The 17,162-nt window shown below is 38.1% G+C and carries 12 protein-coding genes, 1 other RNA gene and 2 pseudogenes; 2 read left to right on the top strand and 13 right to left on the bottom strand.

Annotation, left to right across the window (positions count from 1 at the left end):
* Positions 1-124: 124 nt before the first annotated feature.
* Positions 125-271 (top strand): annotated as a pseudogene (locus MP622_RS00995) (IS982 family transposase); the annotation flags it as partial.
* Here the strand turns inward: MP622_RS00995 and MP622_RS00990 are convergent.
* From MP622_RS00990 to ssrA, 12 genes and pseudogenes are all read right to left on the bottom strand, one after another.
* Positions 271-719, bottom strand: a pseudogene (locus MP622_RS00990) (Arm DNA-binding domain-containing protein); the annotation flags it as partial. The pseudogenes MP622_RS00995 and MP622_RS00990 sit on opposite strands and share 1 nt — an antisense overlap.
* 400 nt (positions 720-1,119) lie before the next feature.
* On the bottom strand, positions 1,120-1,344 hold the full coding sequence (locus MP622_RS00985) for a hypothetical protein (protein ID WP_168158544.1): 225 nt from the start codon (positions 1,342-1,344) through the stop codon (positions 1,120-1,122).
* A 197-nt stretch (positions 1,345-1,541) separates the two neighbouring features.
* Positions 1,542-3,380, bottom strand: a complete 1,839-nt coding sequence (locus MP622_RS00980) for a DUF262 domain-containing protein (RefSeq protein ID WP_168158545.1) — start codon at positions 3,378-3,380, stop codon at positions 1,542-1,544.
* Between the two features lie 58 nt (positions 3,381-3,438).
* The gene (locus MP622_RS00975) at positions 3,439-8,367 is read right to left on the bottom strand and encodes a type ISP restriction/modification enzyme (protein ID WP_168158546.1); all 4,929 of its coding nucleotides are present in this window, start codon (positions 8,365-8,367) and stop codon (positions 3,439-3,441) included.
* 566 nt (positions 8,368-8,933) lie between these two features.
* On the bottom strand, positions 8,934-10,121 hold the full coding sequence (locus MP622_RS00970; protein WP_168158547.1) for a hypothetical protein: 1,188 nt from the start codon (positions 10,119-10,121) through the stop codon (positions 8,934-8,936).
* Positions 10,122-10,194: 73 nt separating this feature from the next.
* Entirely contained in the window at positions 10,195-10,464 is a 270-nt protein-coding gene (locus MP622_RS00965) for a hypothetical protein (RefSeq protein WP_168158548.1), read from the bottom strand.
* On the bottom strand, positions 10,448-10,693 hold the full coding sequence (locus MP622_RS00960) for a hypothetical protein (RefSeq protein WP_168158549.1): 246 nt from the start codon (positions 10,691-10,693) through the stop codon (positions 10,448-10,450). The genes MP622_RS00965 and MP622_RS00960 overlap by 17 nt, the downstream gene beginning before the upstream one ends.
* A gap of 10 nt (positions 10,694-10,703) precedes the next feature.
* Entirely contained in the window at positions 10,704-10,877 is a 174-nt protein-coding gene (locus MP622_RS00955) for a hypothetical protein (protein WP_168158550.1), read from the bottom strand.
* A gap of 13 nt (positions 10,878-10,890) precedes the next feature.
* On the bottom strand, positions 10,891-11,091 hold the full coding sequence (locus MP622_RS00950) for a transcriptional regulator (protein WP_171525599.1): 201 nt from the start codon (positions 11,089-11,091) through the stop codon (positions 10,891-10,893).
* Positions 11,092-11,237: 146 nt separating this feature from the next.
* A complete protein-coding gene (locus MP622_RS00945; RefSeq protein WP_168158551.1) occupies positions 11,238-12,047 on the bottom strand; it encodes a hypothetical protein in 810 nt (269 codons plus the stop codon).
* Positions 12,044-13,432 (bottom strand): tyrosine-type recombinase/integrase, encoded by a 1,389-nt coding sequence (locus MP622_RS00940; RefSeq protein ID WP_168158552.1) that lies wholly within the window; start codon positions 13,430-13,432, stop codon positions 12,044-12,046. Before MP622_RS00940 ends, MP622_RS00945 begins: the two co-directional genes overlap by 4 nt.
* 185 nt (positions 13,433-13,617) lie before the next feature.
* Positions 13,618-13,977, bottom strand: a transfer-messenger RNA (tmRNA) gene (gene ssrA / locus MP622_RS00935).
* 129 nt (positions 13,978-14,106) lie between these two features.
* Here ssrA and glpK point away from each other — a divergent pair.
* On the top strand, positions 14,107-15,591 hold the full coding sequence (gene glpK, locus MP622_RS00930; protein WP_243792058.1) for a glycerol kinase GlpK: 1,485 nt from the start codon (positions 14,107-14,109) through the stop codon (positions 15,589-15,591).
* 46 nt (positions 15,592-15,637) lie between these two features.
* Here the strand turns inward: glpK and MP622_RS00925 are convergent, their stop codons facing one another.
* Positions 15,638-17,161: a DHA2 family efflux MFS transporter permease subunit gene (locus tag MP622_RS00925; protein ID WP_151505314.1), complete on the bottom strand. Its 1,524-nt coding sequence runs from the start codon at positions 17,159-17,161 to the stop codon at positions 15,638-15,640.
* Position 17,162 lies beyond the last annotated feature (1 nt).

The following is a 17,162-nucleotide window of genomic DNA, read 5'->3' as shown; positions in this document are numbered from 1 at the left end:
GTAACCCCAATAGCAGATAATAAATTAACTTGAAAAATAGGAGAACTAGAGCCATCAGTTGAGTTACCACACCAAACTTACAACTCTAGTCCTGATGTTCAATAGTACTTAATTATTCTGTGTAATTGATGATTTCTGTCTTAAATTTGAAGCAACCTACTGGAAATTCCTCAAGCAAAGTAATCACTATTTAAGAATCCAAACGGCATAACTGAGTATCTCAGAAATCACCTTTATCGCTATTTGGTATAAAAATTCTCACTTCAACAATACTTCAAGTGAGCCTCTTGCCTCAATTTTTTTATGTTCTGCAAAATTTCAGGTGATTGAATCAGATTAATACACTTATTTTCTAATGAAAGATACACTTCATCCAGAGATACTCGAACATTCAAAATATGTTTATGCGACCACCTATCTTTTTGGTTATTAAACCAATCTTCACCTACTTCACGAAATAATGGTTTAAGCTCATCTAATTGTTCAGCTTTAGAATATTTATATTTAAGTTCATAAGCTATTTCTCTAGCTTTTTTCAAACTAAGTACTGGGTATGGTCCCAATGACTCAGATTGACGCTGCCCATGAACGATATAGCGGACATTCCAATACTTCTGACCTTTAGTTGTAATAATCAGCAATAAACCATGTGAATCTGATAGACGATATTGCGTGTCTTTCGGTTGAGCTTTTCTACATTCTGCATCTGTGAGTGACATATCTTTAACCAGAATTTGTTGTGTTAATTTCTGGGTAAATTTTGCCAATTTTTACCCACACAGAGCAAAAATAGGGTCAAATCGCTTAGGACAGCATCGGACAATACAGCCAATAAAAAAGCCCTTAAACATTGAGTTTAAAGTCTTTTTTAGATTCCGATGGATTACTTCGAAAAGAATTTTGGGGTGGCGTCTACTGAATTAACAGCTTAATATCTTGATTTATATAAATTTTAAATTTTTATAAAAATCAGCCATACATAACACCATACAAGATGCCAATTACTTAATATATCAGTAACTTAAAAGCCTATTTATCGAGTTCAATTCTAACAATCGAAATTGAACTCGTCTAGGTTATGTATATCTTATAGAAGCTATTGAGCAATAATTCGAGAGGCTAACGATTCCAGACTCCAAATGTATTCCCTTCATCATCCATATAAATTCCATCTCCAAGATAAATAGCTCCATTCGCATCAGGAGCACAATCGCCAAAAATTTCTAACAGTTCAGCATTGACCGTATTCATTAGAATATTCCGTGAGAACTCCTTTTCATCCGAGTTAAAACAGTTGTAATCAGTTACCGGATACCCTAGTCCCTCTAATTCATCATCGGTCATTACACCTAATTTATGCTTCAAGCGACCTATTGAGAGAATCCATTTACGATCATCTTTAACAAAAACTTCTCCACCGTATGCTTCAGTATCTTCAAAAGGCTCATAGCCATTTTCAACTGCTCGTTGCTAGCTCACCTCAAGCCATTCAGGAATATTCATAGCCATTCCAACATTAAAACCTCTTAAAATAAGTCAACTTAAGACCAAATATGTGTAGCCATTTTAAATAAAATTTTCTGCCTAGTTTCTAAAGCATCACGGTCAAATACATTGATACTTTCTAACTCATTGAGATCGAATTTTTCTCTAAACGCTTTAAAGTCTAGATTTGATTTATAAAAATCTTCTCGTAAAGTTTCATTCCATAAAAGCGTACCTGAGTATGTCTTCAACTTCTCGTCATAAGTTTCATTATTGCTCGAGATATTATCCTTACCTTTTAACAATAAGATACCACCTAGACGATTTCGCTCATTCACGAATAAGTCTTCTTGGTTATCAAATAACGCTAGGCTTTCTGCATTCCTTGAAAGTATATGTTCTATATGAAAACCGTTAACTGAGCCCGTGTTTGAAACTAAAGGTTGGTATGAATGTCTCATCTCCACATTCAGATTCTTTGCTAAAAAACCTTCAACCCTAGCAAAAAAATATCTCTTGAATCTAGCATTTAAATTATCACCAGTATTTTTAAACAACGAATAATCAAAAGGATTCTCAGGTTGAACCTGTCTCTTTTTCTCTATTTGAGACTTGAGTTCGTTATCAAATACAGAACGTATGATAGACAAATCCTGCTCACGTATTTCACTTGAAATGCGGTAAAGAGATTCTTGAAAAGCATTACTTTCATAGCAATTCTGAAGTTGTAAAAGAGCAAAAAACCGATCTATCTCTTTAGCTATATTGTTTAACTTCTCATCTTCTTTCGGATCATCAATGCTACAAACTGACAATCCTAACAAAAGGCTGCCATCTAAATCATTCAAAGAGTTGAAAGTAAAATAAGAATTTGAATCATTTGATAATTTATTTAAAAGATTGGCATAAACTTTAGAATAGTAAGTAAAGTCTGCATCTAAAAAATCCACAACCCCCTTAGGATTGTGATCTAAGCATAATTTACTTTGAAAACTCGATGAGAAAATGATTCTATGGTAGTCACCATCAAACTTTTGCCCCTCGGCTCTCGTGTCAGCAAATTTAGATTTCAAATAGAATCTGAAGAATCTATCCGCCTCATCCTCGCTAAACTTGTTAATTTTTTTTAGGCTAGTTTCCCAAAGCTCATTATAATTTTTACTTTCTAAGAGTAATTTATCAATCTGTCCTAATAGTTTCCCTTTAAGAATCTCATAAGGCTTGAGTTTTACGCCCCTATCATTGATAACCTCAAAAACCATAGGAACATCTGTCTGCTCTACTGAAAGATTGATTAGCACTAATCGTCTTAAAAAGTAAAATACAAAAGTTTCCAACTTATGGTGGTTATCACCAATATATGTATCAAACCATTCAGATATAACTTTGTAGTTTTTTACCATATTGAGTGCAGTAAGACCCGAGTCTATTGGTGCTGTATCTGGATCACCTGAGTAAAGTGCATCTAGAGTCTTTAGATGCCCCTTATGATTCATCCAAAAGGTATTTTCAAAACCAACCTGTCCACAAATTTTTGCATCAACCCATTTACTTAATTTACTTTTGTTATCTACCAATCTACGGTACATATTAATAATAATTAAAGTAATGGTTGTAAGACGTTGCTGACCATCTACAACATACACTTCACCATCAATAGTGTTGGTCACATAAGTATTGAGGTAATACCAAGGATATTTAGTATCTATCACCTTTGGTTCAGGTGGTAAATCTGAATTAGCCGAATAAACTTCGTTAAATTTATAAAACACATCATCCAACAACCTATTTACTGGCTCAGAACCCCATTTATAATCTCTTTGATAAAAATCAATGTTGTACTGCGTATTTGAAAATAAAGTGTCAATGTTTTGTTTATCTGGAGAAACATCCATTAATTAAATACCCTCAAAAAAATAAAAAAATGGCAGATAATTACCTGCCATATAGAAGTTAAATATCCAATTTAGGCAACGACTTCACAATCTTCATCGTTTCAAGGCTAACCGTAATAACACGCAAGAACAATTCAAGCGGGTAAGCTGGGTTGTTCATTGTTTCAATTGCCCAATCGTTTGCATCATTTACGATACCGCTATCCTTGTGTGTAGAAACGCCCTGACGCTCCATAACCCACTCAAGGGCAGGCTTACCATTCACCACGTAGTCATACGCTTCTAATGGGATATCCTTGATCGTGATACGCTTGTTGTAAACGACCGTACCTTTTTCACCCTTCTTAGCAAACTTCATCTTTTCGACATAGAAGTCTTCAGCGGTCAATTGATTGTACGCCGTGCTACCTGTATCCAATGTCGCCTTGTACGGCTCAATGGTTTCGTAGTTCAAATGCCAATGTGCAAGCTCACGACCTGCTTTAGAGAATGCCCAAAAGTCCTCAGCTTTCTTCACACATGGAATACGTGGCAACTCTTTGGTGAGGTTGTCCGCATAGCGTGTACGGTATTCTTCACTGTGCAGTAAACCGTAAGTGTAATAGAAGATGTCTTCCTTCGTGATCTGTTCGTTAGGATACGCAGCTTGGAAGTGCTGTAAGCCTTCGTCACTTATGCCGTCTTTACGCTCGTACTTTGTTTCAGTCACGGTTAAATCGAGCGATTCATCGAATAAATCACCTGAACCTACACTTTTATCTTGGATCACTTCTTCATAGACATATAAAGGAAAACATTGCCCTGTCTGCATTAAATGTAAATCCGGTAAACATGAGCTTATTACAGTCGAGAAATCTTTTTGCGCACCAACTCCATTTAAAGCGATAACCAAATTGGTAGTTTTAGACGTAGGGAATATTTTTGGCATCAAATAAACCATATTATTCATATTTTTATGAAAATATATATTTGACTTATAAAAAGGTCTATAGCTCGCTGTATATACAGCATCAAGTTCAAAACTATAATACTTACCCTTTTCTAAATCCCATTTGTTCGCTCTATCCCATGAAAACTTTTTCGAATTAAATTCTACAAATTTTTCAGCTTTAAGTGCTTTTCTATCAGCTAAAGAAAAAGACCTCTCCACTTCTGCATTATAGAAATTAATAGAATCTTTAATATTTTCAATTAATTTTTGTTTAGAGGCGTTATAACACCACGCATCTCTATTCGTTTTCACCCCACCCGAGTAGACTTTAAAAACTGAACTGCTTAACTTATTCTTTTTATCACCAATCGAGATATGATTATTAAAAGAGTCATCTCGTTGATTAATCCAATCGCCGTGCTCGTTAGGCGTAATTGCCATCCAACCACTAGCTGCACTAATCCCTTGTAAGCTCTTAAACTCAGAAATTTTTTGAAGTTTTTCTTCTCGGCTAAGATAGTCACCAATATCACTATAATATAACTTCCCTTGATCCACAGCTTTAGGATTTTTAACTAGAATTGATATGGCAATTGGAGCACGGCTTCCACTACCAAAAATTTTTCCCCCCTCTTTGCGAGATCGCTCACCTGACGTGCGTTGATTACCACGCAAATGAAAGATATAAAGACTGCTAAATTCATCAACTAAGCATCTTCGCAATCCGTCTGCGGTATTCGAATCAATAAAATTGGCATTAGTCACAAAACCAATCACACCACTATCTTTAATACGGTCTGATGCCCATCTTATTGCTCTTATATAAGAGTCATATAATCCATTAATATTTGTTGCTTTAGTGTCTTTTGCGTAAGTAATTCGAATTTTTTCATCTAACACAGGATATTTCACGTTCGCATTATTGTCATTTGCAGCATCTTGCCCAGATGAATATGGTGGATTTCCAATAATCACTTGAATATCGAGTGCTTTCTGACGTTTACGTCGTGCGCTATTATCCACAAGAACCTGATCAACTAAATCCTCTTTCTCATACATTTGGAACGTATCAGTTAAACAAATCCCTTCAAATGGCGTGTAATCATCAATGATCTCGTGATGGTAGACCGCTTCAATATTAATGGCTGCAATGTAATAAGCGAGCAACACAAGCTCGTTGGCATGAATCTCATTCTTGTACTTGTAGGTCAACTTCTTCGGTGGAATTAAACCACTTTGCAACAAGCGAGAAATGAACGTCCCCGTACCCGTAAATGGGTCTAGAACGTGTACACCTTCATCAGCAAAGCTCTTCCCGAACTCTTGTTGAAGTACATCGTTAACGCTTTGAATGATGAAGTCCACCACTTCAACAGGCGTATATACGATGCCTAGACGCTCGGTCATACGCGGGAAGGCATTACGGAAGAACTTGTCATATAACTCAACAATAATCTTCTGTTTGCCTTCCGCACTATCAATACCCGATGCACGTAGCTTCACGCTGTCATAGAAGCGTTGTAATGCTTCAGTTTCGCTGTCGAGTTGGTGCTGATCTAATACATCCAAAACCTTCTGCATGGCAACTGCCATCGGGTTATTAGCTGCGAAGCTGTACTCGTCGAACAAGGCATCAAAGACAGGTTTGGTAATCAAGTGCTGTGCCAACATCTCAATGATTTCAGCATCCGATACCGCATTGTTCAGGTCATCACGAATCTCATGTGCAAATTCTTCAAAAACGGCGCGTTCTTTTTCGCATTCAGAACGTGCAAGAATATCTGTAATGAGCTTAATGTGGGTCTGTGCAATCTTGGCAATGTCATTTGCCCAATCTTCCCAATGATGGCGGTTACCGACCTTCTGAACCACTTTTGCAACAATAGCTCGCTCAATCTCACCTGATTCAAAACTGAATGAATTTTGCGCATCCTCCAATTCTTCTTTCTTGGTCTTTTTCTTTGCTGTACCAATCGTTGTACCACCTTTACCCGCAGCTTTCTTCTTCGCTTTCGCGGTTACTTTGTCAGTAATGGCAATTACTTCCATTTTCGAGCGATCAATACCCGTTAAGTCCATCTTATTGATCATGGCATCAAAGCGGTCATCGTGCGAACGTAGTGCATTCAGCACTTGCCAAACGACTTTATAAGTTTGGTTATCATCAAGGGCTTTATTGGCATCTACATTCGGAGGAATAACGACAGGTAAAATTACATAACCGCGTTTTTTTCCTTCAGCAAGGCGCATCACACGCCCAACAGATTGCACCACGTCGACTTGTGAATTACGTGGTGTCAGGAATAACACCGCATCAAGTGCAGGCACATCTACACCTTCAGACAAGCAACGTACGTTACTTAAAACACGACAAATTGGACGTTCTACGCCGTTTTCATCGACTTGTGGTTCAGGTGTTGCTTTTAGCCAATTCAGCTTTTGCTCTTTAAGGTCTGCACCCATACCGCCGTCGACATGCTGTGCTTCGCAAATTAAGCGGTGTGAAATTTCGTTACCTTCTTTGGCTTCGGCTTCTTGATAGGCTTCAACTACAGTTTGAAAGATATTAGCAATACGTGTTGAACTGACCTGATGCTTACGCGCTTTCTCGGTTTGGTCAATGACCTGACAGAAAGCAAGGGCGCGTTGCATCGGGGTGATGTCTTCTTCAACATCCGCATGAATGCCTTGTTTAGACAAAGCTTTCCAACAGCCGACAATGCGTGCCGCATCATCGACAACGATTTCACTATTCTCGGTAATGGTGCTTCCGATCTTATTAATGATCGTGTCTGAATCAACCGTGAGAACAATGACCTTATAATCGACCAATAAGCCACGCTTCACCGCTTCTGAGAAGTTGATGGTATAAAGCGTTTCACCGAATAGCTTCTCATTGTCCATTGAATACAACGTGAAATCGGTTGCGTTGTTCTTCACTTCATCTGAGAAGATACGTGGCGTCGCAGTCATATACAGACGCTTCTTACCGAGGATAAAACCGCCGTCGTGAATTTTCACGAAGTTTGAATCATCTTCGCTGTCGTGTGTAGAACCTGTTGTGCGGTGTGCTTCATCACAAATGATGAGGTCAAACTCGTGCATTTGATGCTCGTTTTGAGCATCACTCACAGTATTAATCGAATGGTAAGTTGAGAACACAACAGTCATGTGCTCGTCGTCATGATGCTTCTCTACATTTTCTGCTAATTTCTTCGCATCTGTTGTCGCTGGATATTGCAGTTCATGTTCAAGAGTTGTGACTGCATCAATGACAGATGCTTTTTTCTTTTTGCCGACTTCTGTATCTGAACATACAGCATAGCTATGCAACGGCGTTGTTGATTCTTGTGTCCATTCAGTCAATGTTTGGGACAACAAGGATAAACTTGGTACAAGGAACAATACGCGCTTGCCTTTGCCCGCACATTCTTCAGCAATTTTAAGACTTGTAAAGGTTTTACCTGTACCACAAGCCATGATGAGCTTACCGCGCTCTAGATTCTGATCGTACAAGCCAATTTTCACATTCACTAGAGCGGCTTTTTGATGATCTCGAAGGTCTTTTTTCTTTTTAAAAACAACTTCTTTCTTTTCCGCGAACAATGACCAATCAATCACACTTTGTTCTAATGTTTCAAGATCAATCTTAGTGACAGGCGGGTCTTGATTATTTAAGGTGTCTAAAGCATTGGCTGACCATTCATGAGTGGTACTGACAATAATGCGACGTGAAAAGTCTTTCTTAGATGCCGCGGAAATGAAGCTATCAATTTCTGATTTACTTACCTTGCGATCTGCGTCATAGAGCTTACATTGAATGGCATGAAATTCGCCGTCTTTGGTCGTTGCGACAAGGTCAATCCCTGTATCTTTACCCGATTTTCCTTCTTGTTTTGCCCATTCAGAATAGGTTTGTACCGCCGTGAATAGGTCGGCATAGAAAGGTTCATTTTCAAAATACTTAATACAAAGTAATTCGAAGTAAGTTCCTTTTTCTCGTTCTGTTTTCGCTGTTGTTCTATAGCTGTTAATTAGGTCAAAAAAAGCTGACATGACAAAGTCCAAAAGTGCCCCGATATATACCGCTATATTAGGCAAAAAATTCATAAATCCAAAACTTTAATTACACCCTGAATATTATTGCCTAGCTTCTCATATTTGCGACTTTACCCCGTAACAATACACTTTCATGGAATCATTCAAACATAGCAAATAGGCGCAAATGAGAGCTTTCTAGAGTGTGTATTTACCATTCTGTTAAACATCTGATTATTCAGAGATAAGTTTCAATGAAGCTTATGTTAAGTTTAGACTTAGAAGTATAAGAACAACGTCCGAAACACAATTTTTTTGAATACTAGGCATACAAGGATTTTTATTTCTTCTAGGACTTCACTCACATCAATAAATCAAGTCAACTTATTAATCGGTACAAATTTTAGCTATCGTTAATTTAAATACTTTTCATCTTAATAAATGAATATTTCCTTCATTGTTTTAAATAAATATACATACCTAATGTTATTAGGCAACTTTAACACTATGAACAAGCCCTAAACCATACTCTATATAGCTTAGAGCTAAGTGCTCTCAGAAATAAATGATCCGAAATTTGCGAATTAGAATTTCTGTGCTAGTGCTTTTACTGCTAGTCTTTTAGCCTCATTGAAAGCTCCATTTGTAGCGATTGCATTCAATAAAACACGCTTATGCCTATTAACCATAATAGAAGCATGTTCTTCTCCGAATGGCTTTACTCGTGTGTAGTACACATCTTTTTCCTTGTATGTTGCTCTCTTACTAAGCTTGGTAAATTGCATTTTCTTAAATCCAAATTTGATAAGCTGTGACAAATTCAGAATGTTTCGGTCAACAGTTTCATTATCAAAAATTGATTTTCTCAAAGTAATTTCAATACGTGCTCTGTGCTGTTTTTGAGATAAAGGCTGACCTCCTTTATCCGTACGTTTGAAATACAACCTCACACAAAACTCATCATACCGATGATCGCCTACTCCAATGTTGTAGCCACCTTGTAGTAGATCATACAACTCTTGCATTGATTCAGGTATATCACGCTGAGTCCCTTTCGTTTTATATACTCGAAATAACCTAGCGGTTTGAGGATATTGCATTGCTTTATGCAATTTTATGACTACCGCAGAACTATCTCCTCCATAGAGGTCAAATGAGAGTTCAATTGCTTCAACCATCATAAGCTCAATTTTCGCACCGTACTGTTTTTGCAACAAATCAGTGATTTTCTTTAAATCTTTTTTGTTCTGTACATCATGGAGTCGGATTGTAAATGACATACCATCCTGAGTAATTTGACTTTCATCCTTCGCAATATAGTGCCTTGTACCAGTATTCCGTGTAATAAATGCTTTGATATAACTACGAGCTTTGGGATCCTTATAAAATATACATAGGTTAGGATCTACCGTAAAACGAAGATCAAGCCAGTCAATTACTGCTTTCATTTTCAAAGTCAAAAAAGATGTTGTATTCACTTTTTGATAGACTTCGGCTTCTTTTACATTATTCGCCAAACGTAATTGATAGTTATCTAAAAGCTGATTTAGATATGAACTAGAACTATTTAAAGTAATCGACCCATACATATTTTGACGCACATATACATCTTTGGATGAGTCTTTAATTTGATCAGCATTAACAGATGATTCATCAAACAGTCGATCAAGCTTTTTTCGCTCTAATCTCTTTTGGGCTAGAGCGAACCGAATAGAATGTTGAATTTCCGCAATATCTAATGACTTAATATGTGCAGTTAAATCTTTTCTCATATTTTATAAAACCTATGAACAGACTATAAAAAAGGAGATGTAGAACATCCCCTTTTAGTAAATCTCTGTTTTGTTATTTACTTAACTTTAACTGTCGATGAATTTCCTCAACAATGGATGATGTATCAATTTTTAATTGGGTTGCGGCTTCAATGTGAAGAGCAATCAATTCCGCTGCTCCTTGAATACCTTCTGATGTATGCAAATCAACCGTAATATCACCTGTATCAGCATACTCGATGACATTATCCACTTCAGACTCAATGAATTTTTTCATTGCTTCTGCACCTGTAACAACTGTGTTGTCACGTAAAATTACTTCAAGTTCATTTAAAGCGTCCATGCACTTCTCCGTTAGTTTCTTGCTTATGAGCATTAATGAAGGCTTTTAAACCTGCCTCTGTGTAGAACAGCTCACCATCAATCAAGTGATAATTGATGAGAAAACCGTCCTGTTCTTGCCACTTTCGTGGATTATGTTTCAAATAAGACCACCACTGTTTTGTAGTACGCTTTTTTAATTCCGCTGTTAACAACAGTGCCGCATTCCAAATGCTATACATTTCTTTCATCGCACTTTTCCTAACTCACACTTTGGATTAAGTAACTTTCAAACGCCGTATTAATGAGAATCACTTTTTCACCTTGATACAGTGCACTAAACACAATCGAAGCATTTGTTGTAACTTCACTTGTAATCTGACAGTCTGAATAAACTTCAAAGTATTTATTTAAAGTAAGGACTGTTACTTTCATTTATCACTCCTGCTTATACCGCCAACTTTTGAGACTCATGCCATTTCAGAATCTCTCTATAATCAAAATATGACTTTGACTGCATTGAAGAGCCGAACTTGTACGCTTTTGGAAATGTTGAATCTCGTTTCATCAACTTATCCAAGCCATCAGTGCTTAACCCTAAAGCTTTAGCAGTATCTTTTTTGGTTAGTCGAATTGGTTGGATGTTCATAGTTACCTCAATTACAGCGTTTTACCGATGAGGCTAGTATGAGATAAAGATAAGTGGGTGTTCCAAGATCACGGAAGGCTTACTCCTCCGTAATCTTGAATACTTTTTATTCAAAAAATATTTTTATTGTTTTCTTTGATTGTTTTTTATTCTTTAGAGAAAGGTAATGGTAAATTTTCTTCCTTACACCAATCAATAATAGTCTGGAAATCACGCTCCTGATTGAAACATCTCAACGTGCAATTTACTAAATTCACCAAGTCTTCTTGATTATTAGCCATCTTGAAAGGTAAAACATTTTTAATAAACTGAATACCCAATTTCCTTCCTAAATCCATTCTTTTATTACGGATGTCAATATTAGTCACCTTCGGATTCAACTGAATAATTGGCTTATTCTGTAATTTTTTAATTTGTGCAAGACTGAATTTAATATCATTAAAAGAAAAAACCATATTTTCAACTAATCCTAATACAGCGACTACGGTTGAAAGTTCAACTGGAGAAGCATTGTCTTTATATAATTCCTCAATACCTTCTGATAAGTTAATTCTTTTGATAATTATATTTTTATCTTGAGGATGTGAATAATTTGAAATGAAATGAGCTTTTTGAAAATGATAATTTTCCTTCAACAATACGCAACCTAGATTCTTAGACTCGTGTTTAAATTGAGTAATAGATAAGCTAGACGAGCTACTGATACAATTAAATAAGTCGATATTAGTTATATCAGAAATATCTAAACGCACATAACCAACATATTGTTTTTTGATCGAGTAAGCTAAATCTTCTGCTATTGAACACTCACATAAATCAAATTCTGTATTTAATTTAACGTATAAATCCAACAAACCATTCTTAACATAGTGTAAGAGGGTAAATTCATTACATTGCTGTTTAGTCATTTTTGATATTTCATCTAAAGCGACGGCGTAATCTACATAAGACATCATGCAGCCTCCTCTTCAGACATATCATCATCTTGAACCATAGCTTCAATAAAAGACTGAAGCACTCTTAGTTGTTTTGCATTGAATTTATTTTTTTCCAAACCAATATCATTCCAAGAATATTCCGTCATTTTATCCATTTCAAAATTATCAAACTCAAATGATTTACCATGTGCTAAAGCATCTAAATAGTCAGACCAAATTTGCATCATCTTTCTACGTTGCTCCAAATATAATGCTTTGTTGTATACACCTTCCACACCACCCAACTTATGAGCCAAAGCTGATTCAACCCACTCACGTCGAAAACCACGCTCACGCAATGCAGTACTCATAATATGTCGAAAACCATGTGGTGTTTGCTTACCGTTATAGCCCATTTTTTTCAAAGCATTACCCAATGTTGCATTCGAGATAGGCTCTTTACCTGAATTTCGCCCTCTAAATAAGTAAGGGCTTGAACCACTGTAAACTTTTAACTCATTTAACAATTCAATAACTTGAGATGAGAGTGGAATTGTATGTTCAACACGCTTCTTCATTTTATGAGCAGGAATTACCCATAATTTTTCTTCAAAATCGAATTCAGACCATTCAGCACGGCGAATTTCATTTGGTCGAGTACCCAACATTAATGCTAGCTGTAAACCAATTGAAGTTTGTCGCGTTGGATAATTCACAACCTTAACCAAAAGATCAGGTAATTCTTTTTCAGAAACATGAGGCATATTTACACTTATATGCTTCTCTAGATGTTTATGAATATTAGAAACTGGATTCTGTTCTATTCGACCAGTCACTTCAGCTAAATCATAAATATCACGGCATAAAGCACAAACACGTTGCCCCATCTCAATAATTGGCTTCTTTGTTTTAGGATGCAGTTTTCTTTGAACCGTCTTAAAAAGCTCAAGCCATTCAACTTTTTTAATTGTTCGATAATCACGACTCCCCATAAGAGGATAAACATGATTTCTTAATGCTCCTTCATTCCGAACACGGGTATCATCTGTCCAAGTTTTACTTGCACAATATTCCTCAGCAAGTTTTTGAAATAAAAACTCACCACTACTTTCTTGCATCTGATTTTGTTTTTGTTGATCTTTAGCATCTTTCGGATCAATACCATCAGAAAGTTGATTTCGAGCCTCCTTAGCTTTTTGTCTTGCCAGTTTTGCACTCACTTGGGGATATGATCCTAGACCTATAAATGTCCATTTTCCTGTAGATGGCTTTTTATATCTGAATTCCCAACGTTTTTTACCATCATTTTTGATAACAAAATATAAGTTATCGCCGTCGTTAATACGCTCTTCAGCCTTATTTGTCTCTAAAGCTTTTAGAACCGTATCAGCCATAGGGAATTTTGAAATATCTTCTTTAAACACAATAAACCTTTTCTGTGTATGGTCACACACAATCGAATTCAAACATACAAAGCACCATACAAATGATCCAATGCTATGTTTACGAATAATGCAGAATGTAAAGGCATAAAAAAAGCCCTAACTATTGATAGTTAAGGCTTTTAGATTGATATGTCATCATGTGAACGAATGACAATTAAGAATTTTGGTGGAGGTGGCGGGAGTTGAACCCGCGTCCGCCAGCACTACGCTCGAGAATACTACATGCTTAGATATCGTCTACTGTTTTAACTCTTTGTGACCCGACGAACAGGGTACAAATCGCGATCCTTTTAATTTAGTACGAAACCCCAAGGCTTGATTTCATACGGACTTGTGTGCGTGCGCTTCAGTCGGACTCTCTAACCACAAGTATTCGGAGAGGCGGACAAGCTGCCCTTAGGCAGCTAGAGCGTATGATTCGTCGTTTGCGACTATTAAAATGCAAATTTTATTTACGAGAGAAAATGCGCTCTCGGCATGCATCTATGAGTTTCATCACCAGCGTCGAAGCCAGAAACACCCCCAAAGTACACCGCAATCATAACATAAATATCGAAAATTACGAGGTAATTTCACAGTATTTACAGGAGTGACTGCGTTCTATTACATTATTGCGGTAATCTTTCATATTTCAAGAGTTAAAAAATAAAAACATGAGCTATTTACTTGCACTTGATCAAGGAACAACCTCGAGTAGAGCCATTATTTTTGATGAACAGGGAAAAATCTACGCAACAGCTCAACATGAAACTCAAATTCGTACTCCTCATTCAGGTTGGGTCGAACAAGATGCCCAAGAAATTTGGAGTACCCAAATTGCCGTCGTGCAACAAGCCATTGCCTCTGCAAATCTCTTAGCAAAAGATATTAAAGCCATTGGGGTAACCAACCAACGTGAAACAACGGTTGTGTGGGACAAACGCAGTGGTATTCCACTTGCGCCTGCCATTGTTTGGCAAGACCGTCGTGCAACAGAATGGTGTGATCAACTCACTAAACGCAACTTATTAGCTACTATTCACAAAAAAACAGGTTTAAGGATTGATCCGTATTTTAGTGCAGGCAAACTGGTTTGGTTACTTGAAAATGTCCAAGGTTTAAGAACTCTGGCAAATCAAGGACATGTTGCTTTTGGCACGATTGATAGTTGGCTGGTTTGGAATCTGACACGTGGCGCTGAACATGTCATTGAAGCCAGTAATGCCTCTCGCACCATGCTCATGAATTTAGCAAGCCAACAATGGGATGAAGAATTATTAGAATTATTCAACATCCCTGCTTCTCTGCTTCCAACCATCATTTCGTCAGATCAGTACATTGCCAATACCGCCCCAGGATTATTGGGTGCAGAAATTCCAATTGCAGGAATTCTGGGCGATCAACAATCTGCTCTATTCGGACAATCTTGTTTTGAGGCAGGCACCGCGAAGAATACCTATGGTACAGGTTGCTTCATGCTGTTTAATACGGGTAACCAAATTCAATATAGCCAAAATCAATTGCTCACCACACTGGCTTGGCAATGTCACCAACAAAATACCTTTGCACTGGAAGGTAGTGTATTTATGGCAGGTGCGATTGTGCAATGGCTCAGAGATGGACTCGGGATTATTCAACACAGTTCAGAAGTTGAAAAGCTGGCCTGCCAAGTACAAGATTCTGACGGCGTGGTTTTGGTTCCTGCATTCACAGGCTTAGGTGCACCTCATTGGGACAGTAATGCGCGTGCATTACTCTGTGGCATGTCACGAGGAACCTCAAAGGCACATATTGCCCGAGCTGCATTAGAGTCAATTGCCTTTCAGGTTTCAGATGTTCTGAGTGCAATGCAAGCAGATATTAGCCAACCACTCAAAGAGTTAAGGGTTGATGGTGGTGCCAGTCAAAATGACATGTTGATGCAATTCCAAGCCGACATGCTGAATGTACCAGTACTGCGCCCCAAAATGCTGGAATCTACGGCATGGGGTGCGGCTGCAATGGCAGGATTGAAGATGGGGATTTTTTCTAATGTTTCTGAAGTTGCTGCATCTTGGCAATTAGATCGAATGTTCGAGCCTAAAATGTCGGAAGATCAACGTCAGCAACACCTGCACCAATGGCGTACAGCTTTAAAACGCGCTAAATCTGAAATTTAGAGATATGAGCACCACGAATATTCTATTGCGGTGCTCGGGCTAAACCTTAATGGCTCGGTCCTGTGACTTTAGTTTTCGGTTTTGGAGCAAGCCAAATCAATAAACTTGCCACAATAAACACCAAGGTTAAGATAAAGAAAACATGATCGACCGACATGGTCATGGCTTCTTTATCGACCAAGTTGGAAATCACACCCAAAGCCGTTTCATTAGTCATACCATTTTGCACTAAAGTATTTTGGACTTCACTGGTGTGCAAATTTGCGACCATTTCAGTACGTGCTACTTTGGCATGGTCATCCCAAATGGTCACGGCAATGGAAGCTCCTATAGCCCCTGCCATAGTTCTTAAGAAATTCATTAAGCCTGCCGCCGAGGCCATTTCAGAGGTCATCACGGAACCAAGTGCAATATTGGACAAGGGGATGAAAAAGAATGGTACAGCAAAACCCTGCAAGATCTGTGGCATTGCCAAAGTCATAAAGTCAGCATCGGTTACCCAAAAGGCACGCATCAAAGTTACAATCCCCATCAGCAGCAAGCCAAAACTGGCCAAAGCACGAGGATCATGCTTGTTTGCCAGTTTTGCCACAATTGGTGACATGGTCAAACTACCAAAGCCCATGGTGGCAGTCAGATAACCCGCCCATGTCGCAGTGTAGCCCAAGTTGACCTGAACCCACTGCGGAATTAAAACAATACTGGCAAAAAAGCCACCAAATGCAAAAGCTAGAGATAACACTGAGATGCTAAAGCCGCGATAACGGAAAATTGCAATATTCACAATCGGGTGCTGCTCAGTCAGTTCCCAAATGATAAATGCAATTAAACCAATGACCGTGATGACCGCAAGGAAGCAAATAAAGGTACTGTTAAACCAGTCATTTTCATGCCCCAAATCGAGCATGAGCTGTAAAGCTCCAATCCAGAGCACCAATAAACCTAAACCTATCGCATCAATTGGTAAGCGAAATTTATCTGTTTCTGCAGGCTTTAATAAACGTATTGCCGCTAAGGCACAAATAATGCCGACAGGAATATTGATAAAGAAAATCCAGTGCCACGACCAATTATCACTAATTGAACCGCCCAGAATTGGACCTAAAATGGGACCAACAACCGTGGTCATGGCCCACATGCCCATCGCTTGCGATTGTTTTTCAGGTGGGAAAATACGCATGAGCAAGGTTTGACTGAGCGGCATAATCGGACCACCAAACAAACCCTGTCCTATACGACAAAACACCAACATTTCTAAACTGGTGGATAATCCACACAAAACCGAAAAAGTGGTGAAACCAATCAGGCTAATCACAAATAATCGTACTGTTCCAAAACGCCCTGCCAACCAACCTGTCAAAGGCACACAGATTGCTTCAGCAACTGCATAAGAGGTAATTACCCAAGTACCCTGCGAGCTTGAAACAGCCAAACTCCCAGTAATATGCGGAACCGAGACATTGGCGATGGTCATGTCGAGCACCACCATAAAGTTCGCCAATGCCAGTACAAAGGCAGCGAGCATTAAGCGGCTACCTTGTAAATCACCAAAAGGACGATACTGGTTCATG

This window comes from Acinetobacter sp. PK01 (genome assembly GCF_022819285.1).
GTDB lineage: Bacteria > Pseudomonadota > Gammaproteobacteria > Pseudomonadales > Moraxellaceae > Acinetobacter > Acinetobacter tandoii.
Note: the sequence above shows the minus strand (reverse complement) of the source record. Positions and strands in the feature narration are given on the sequence as shown.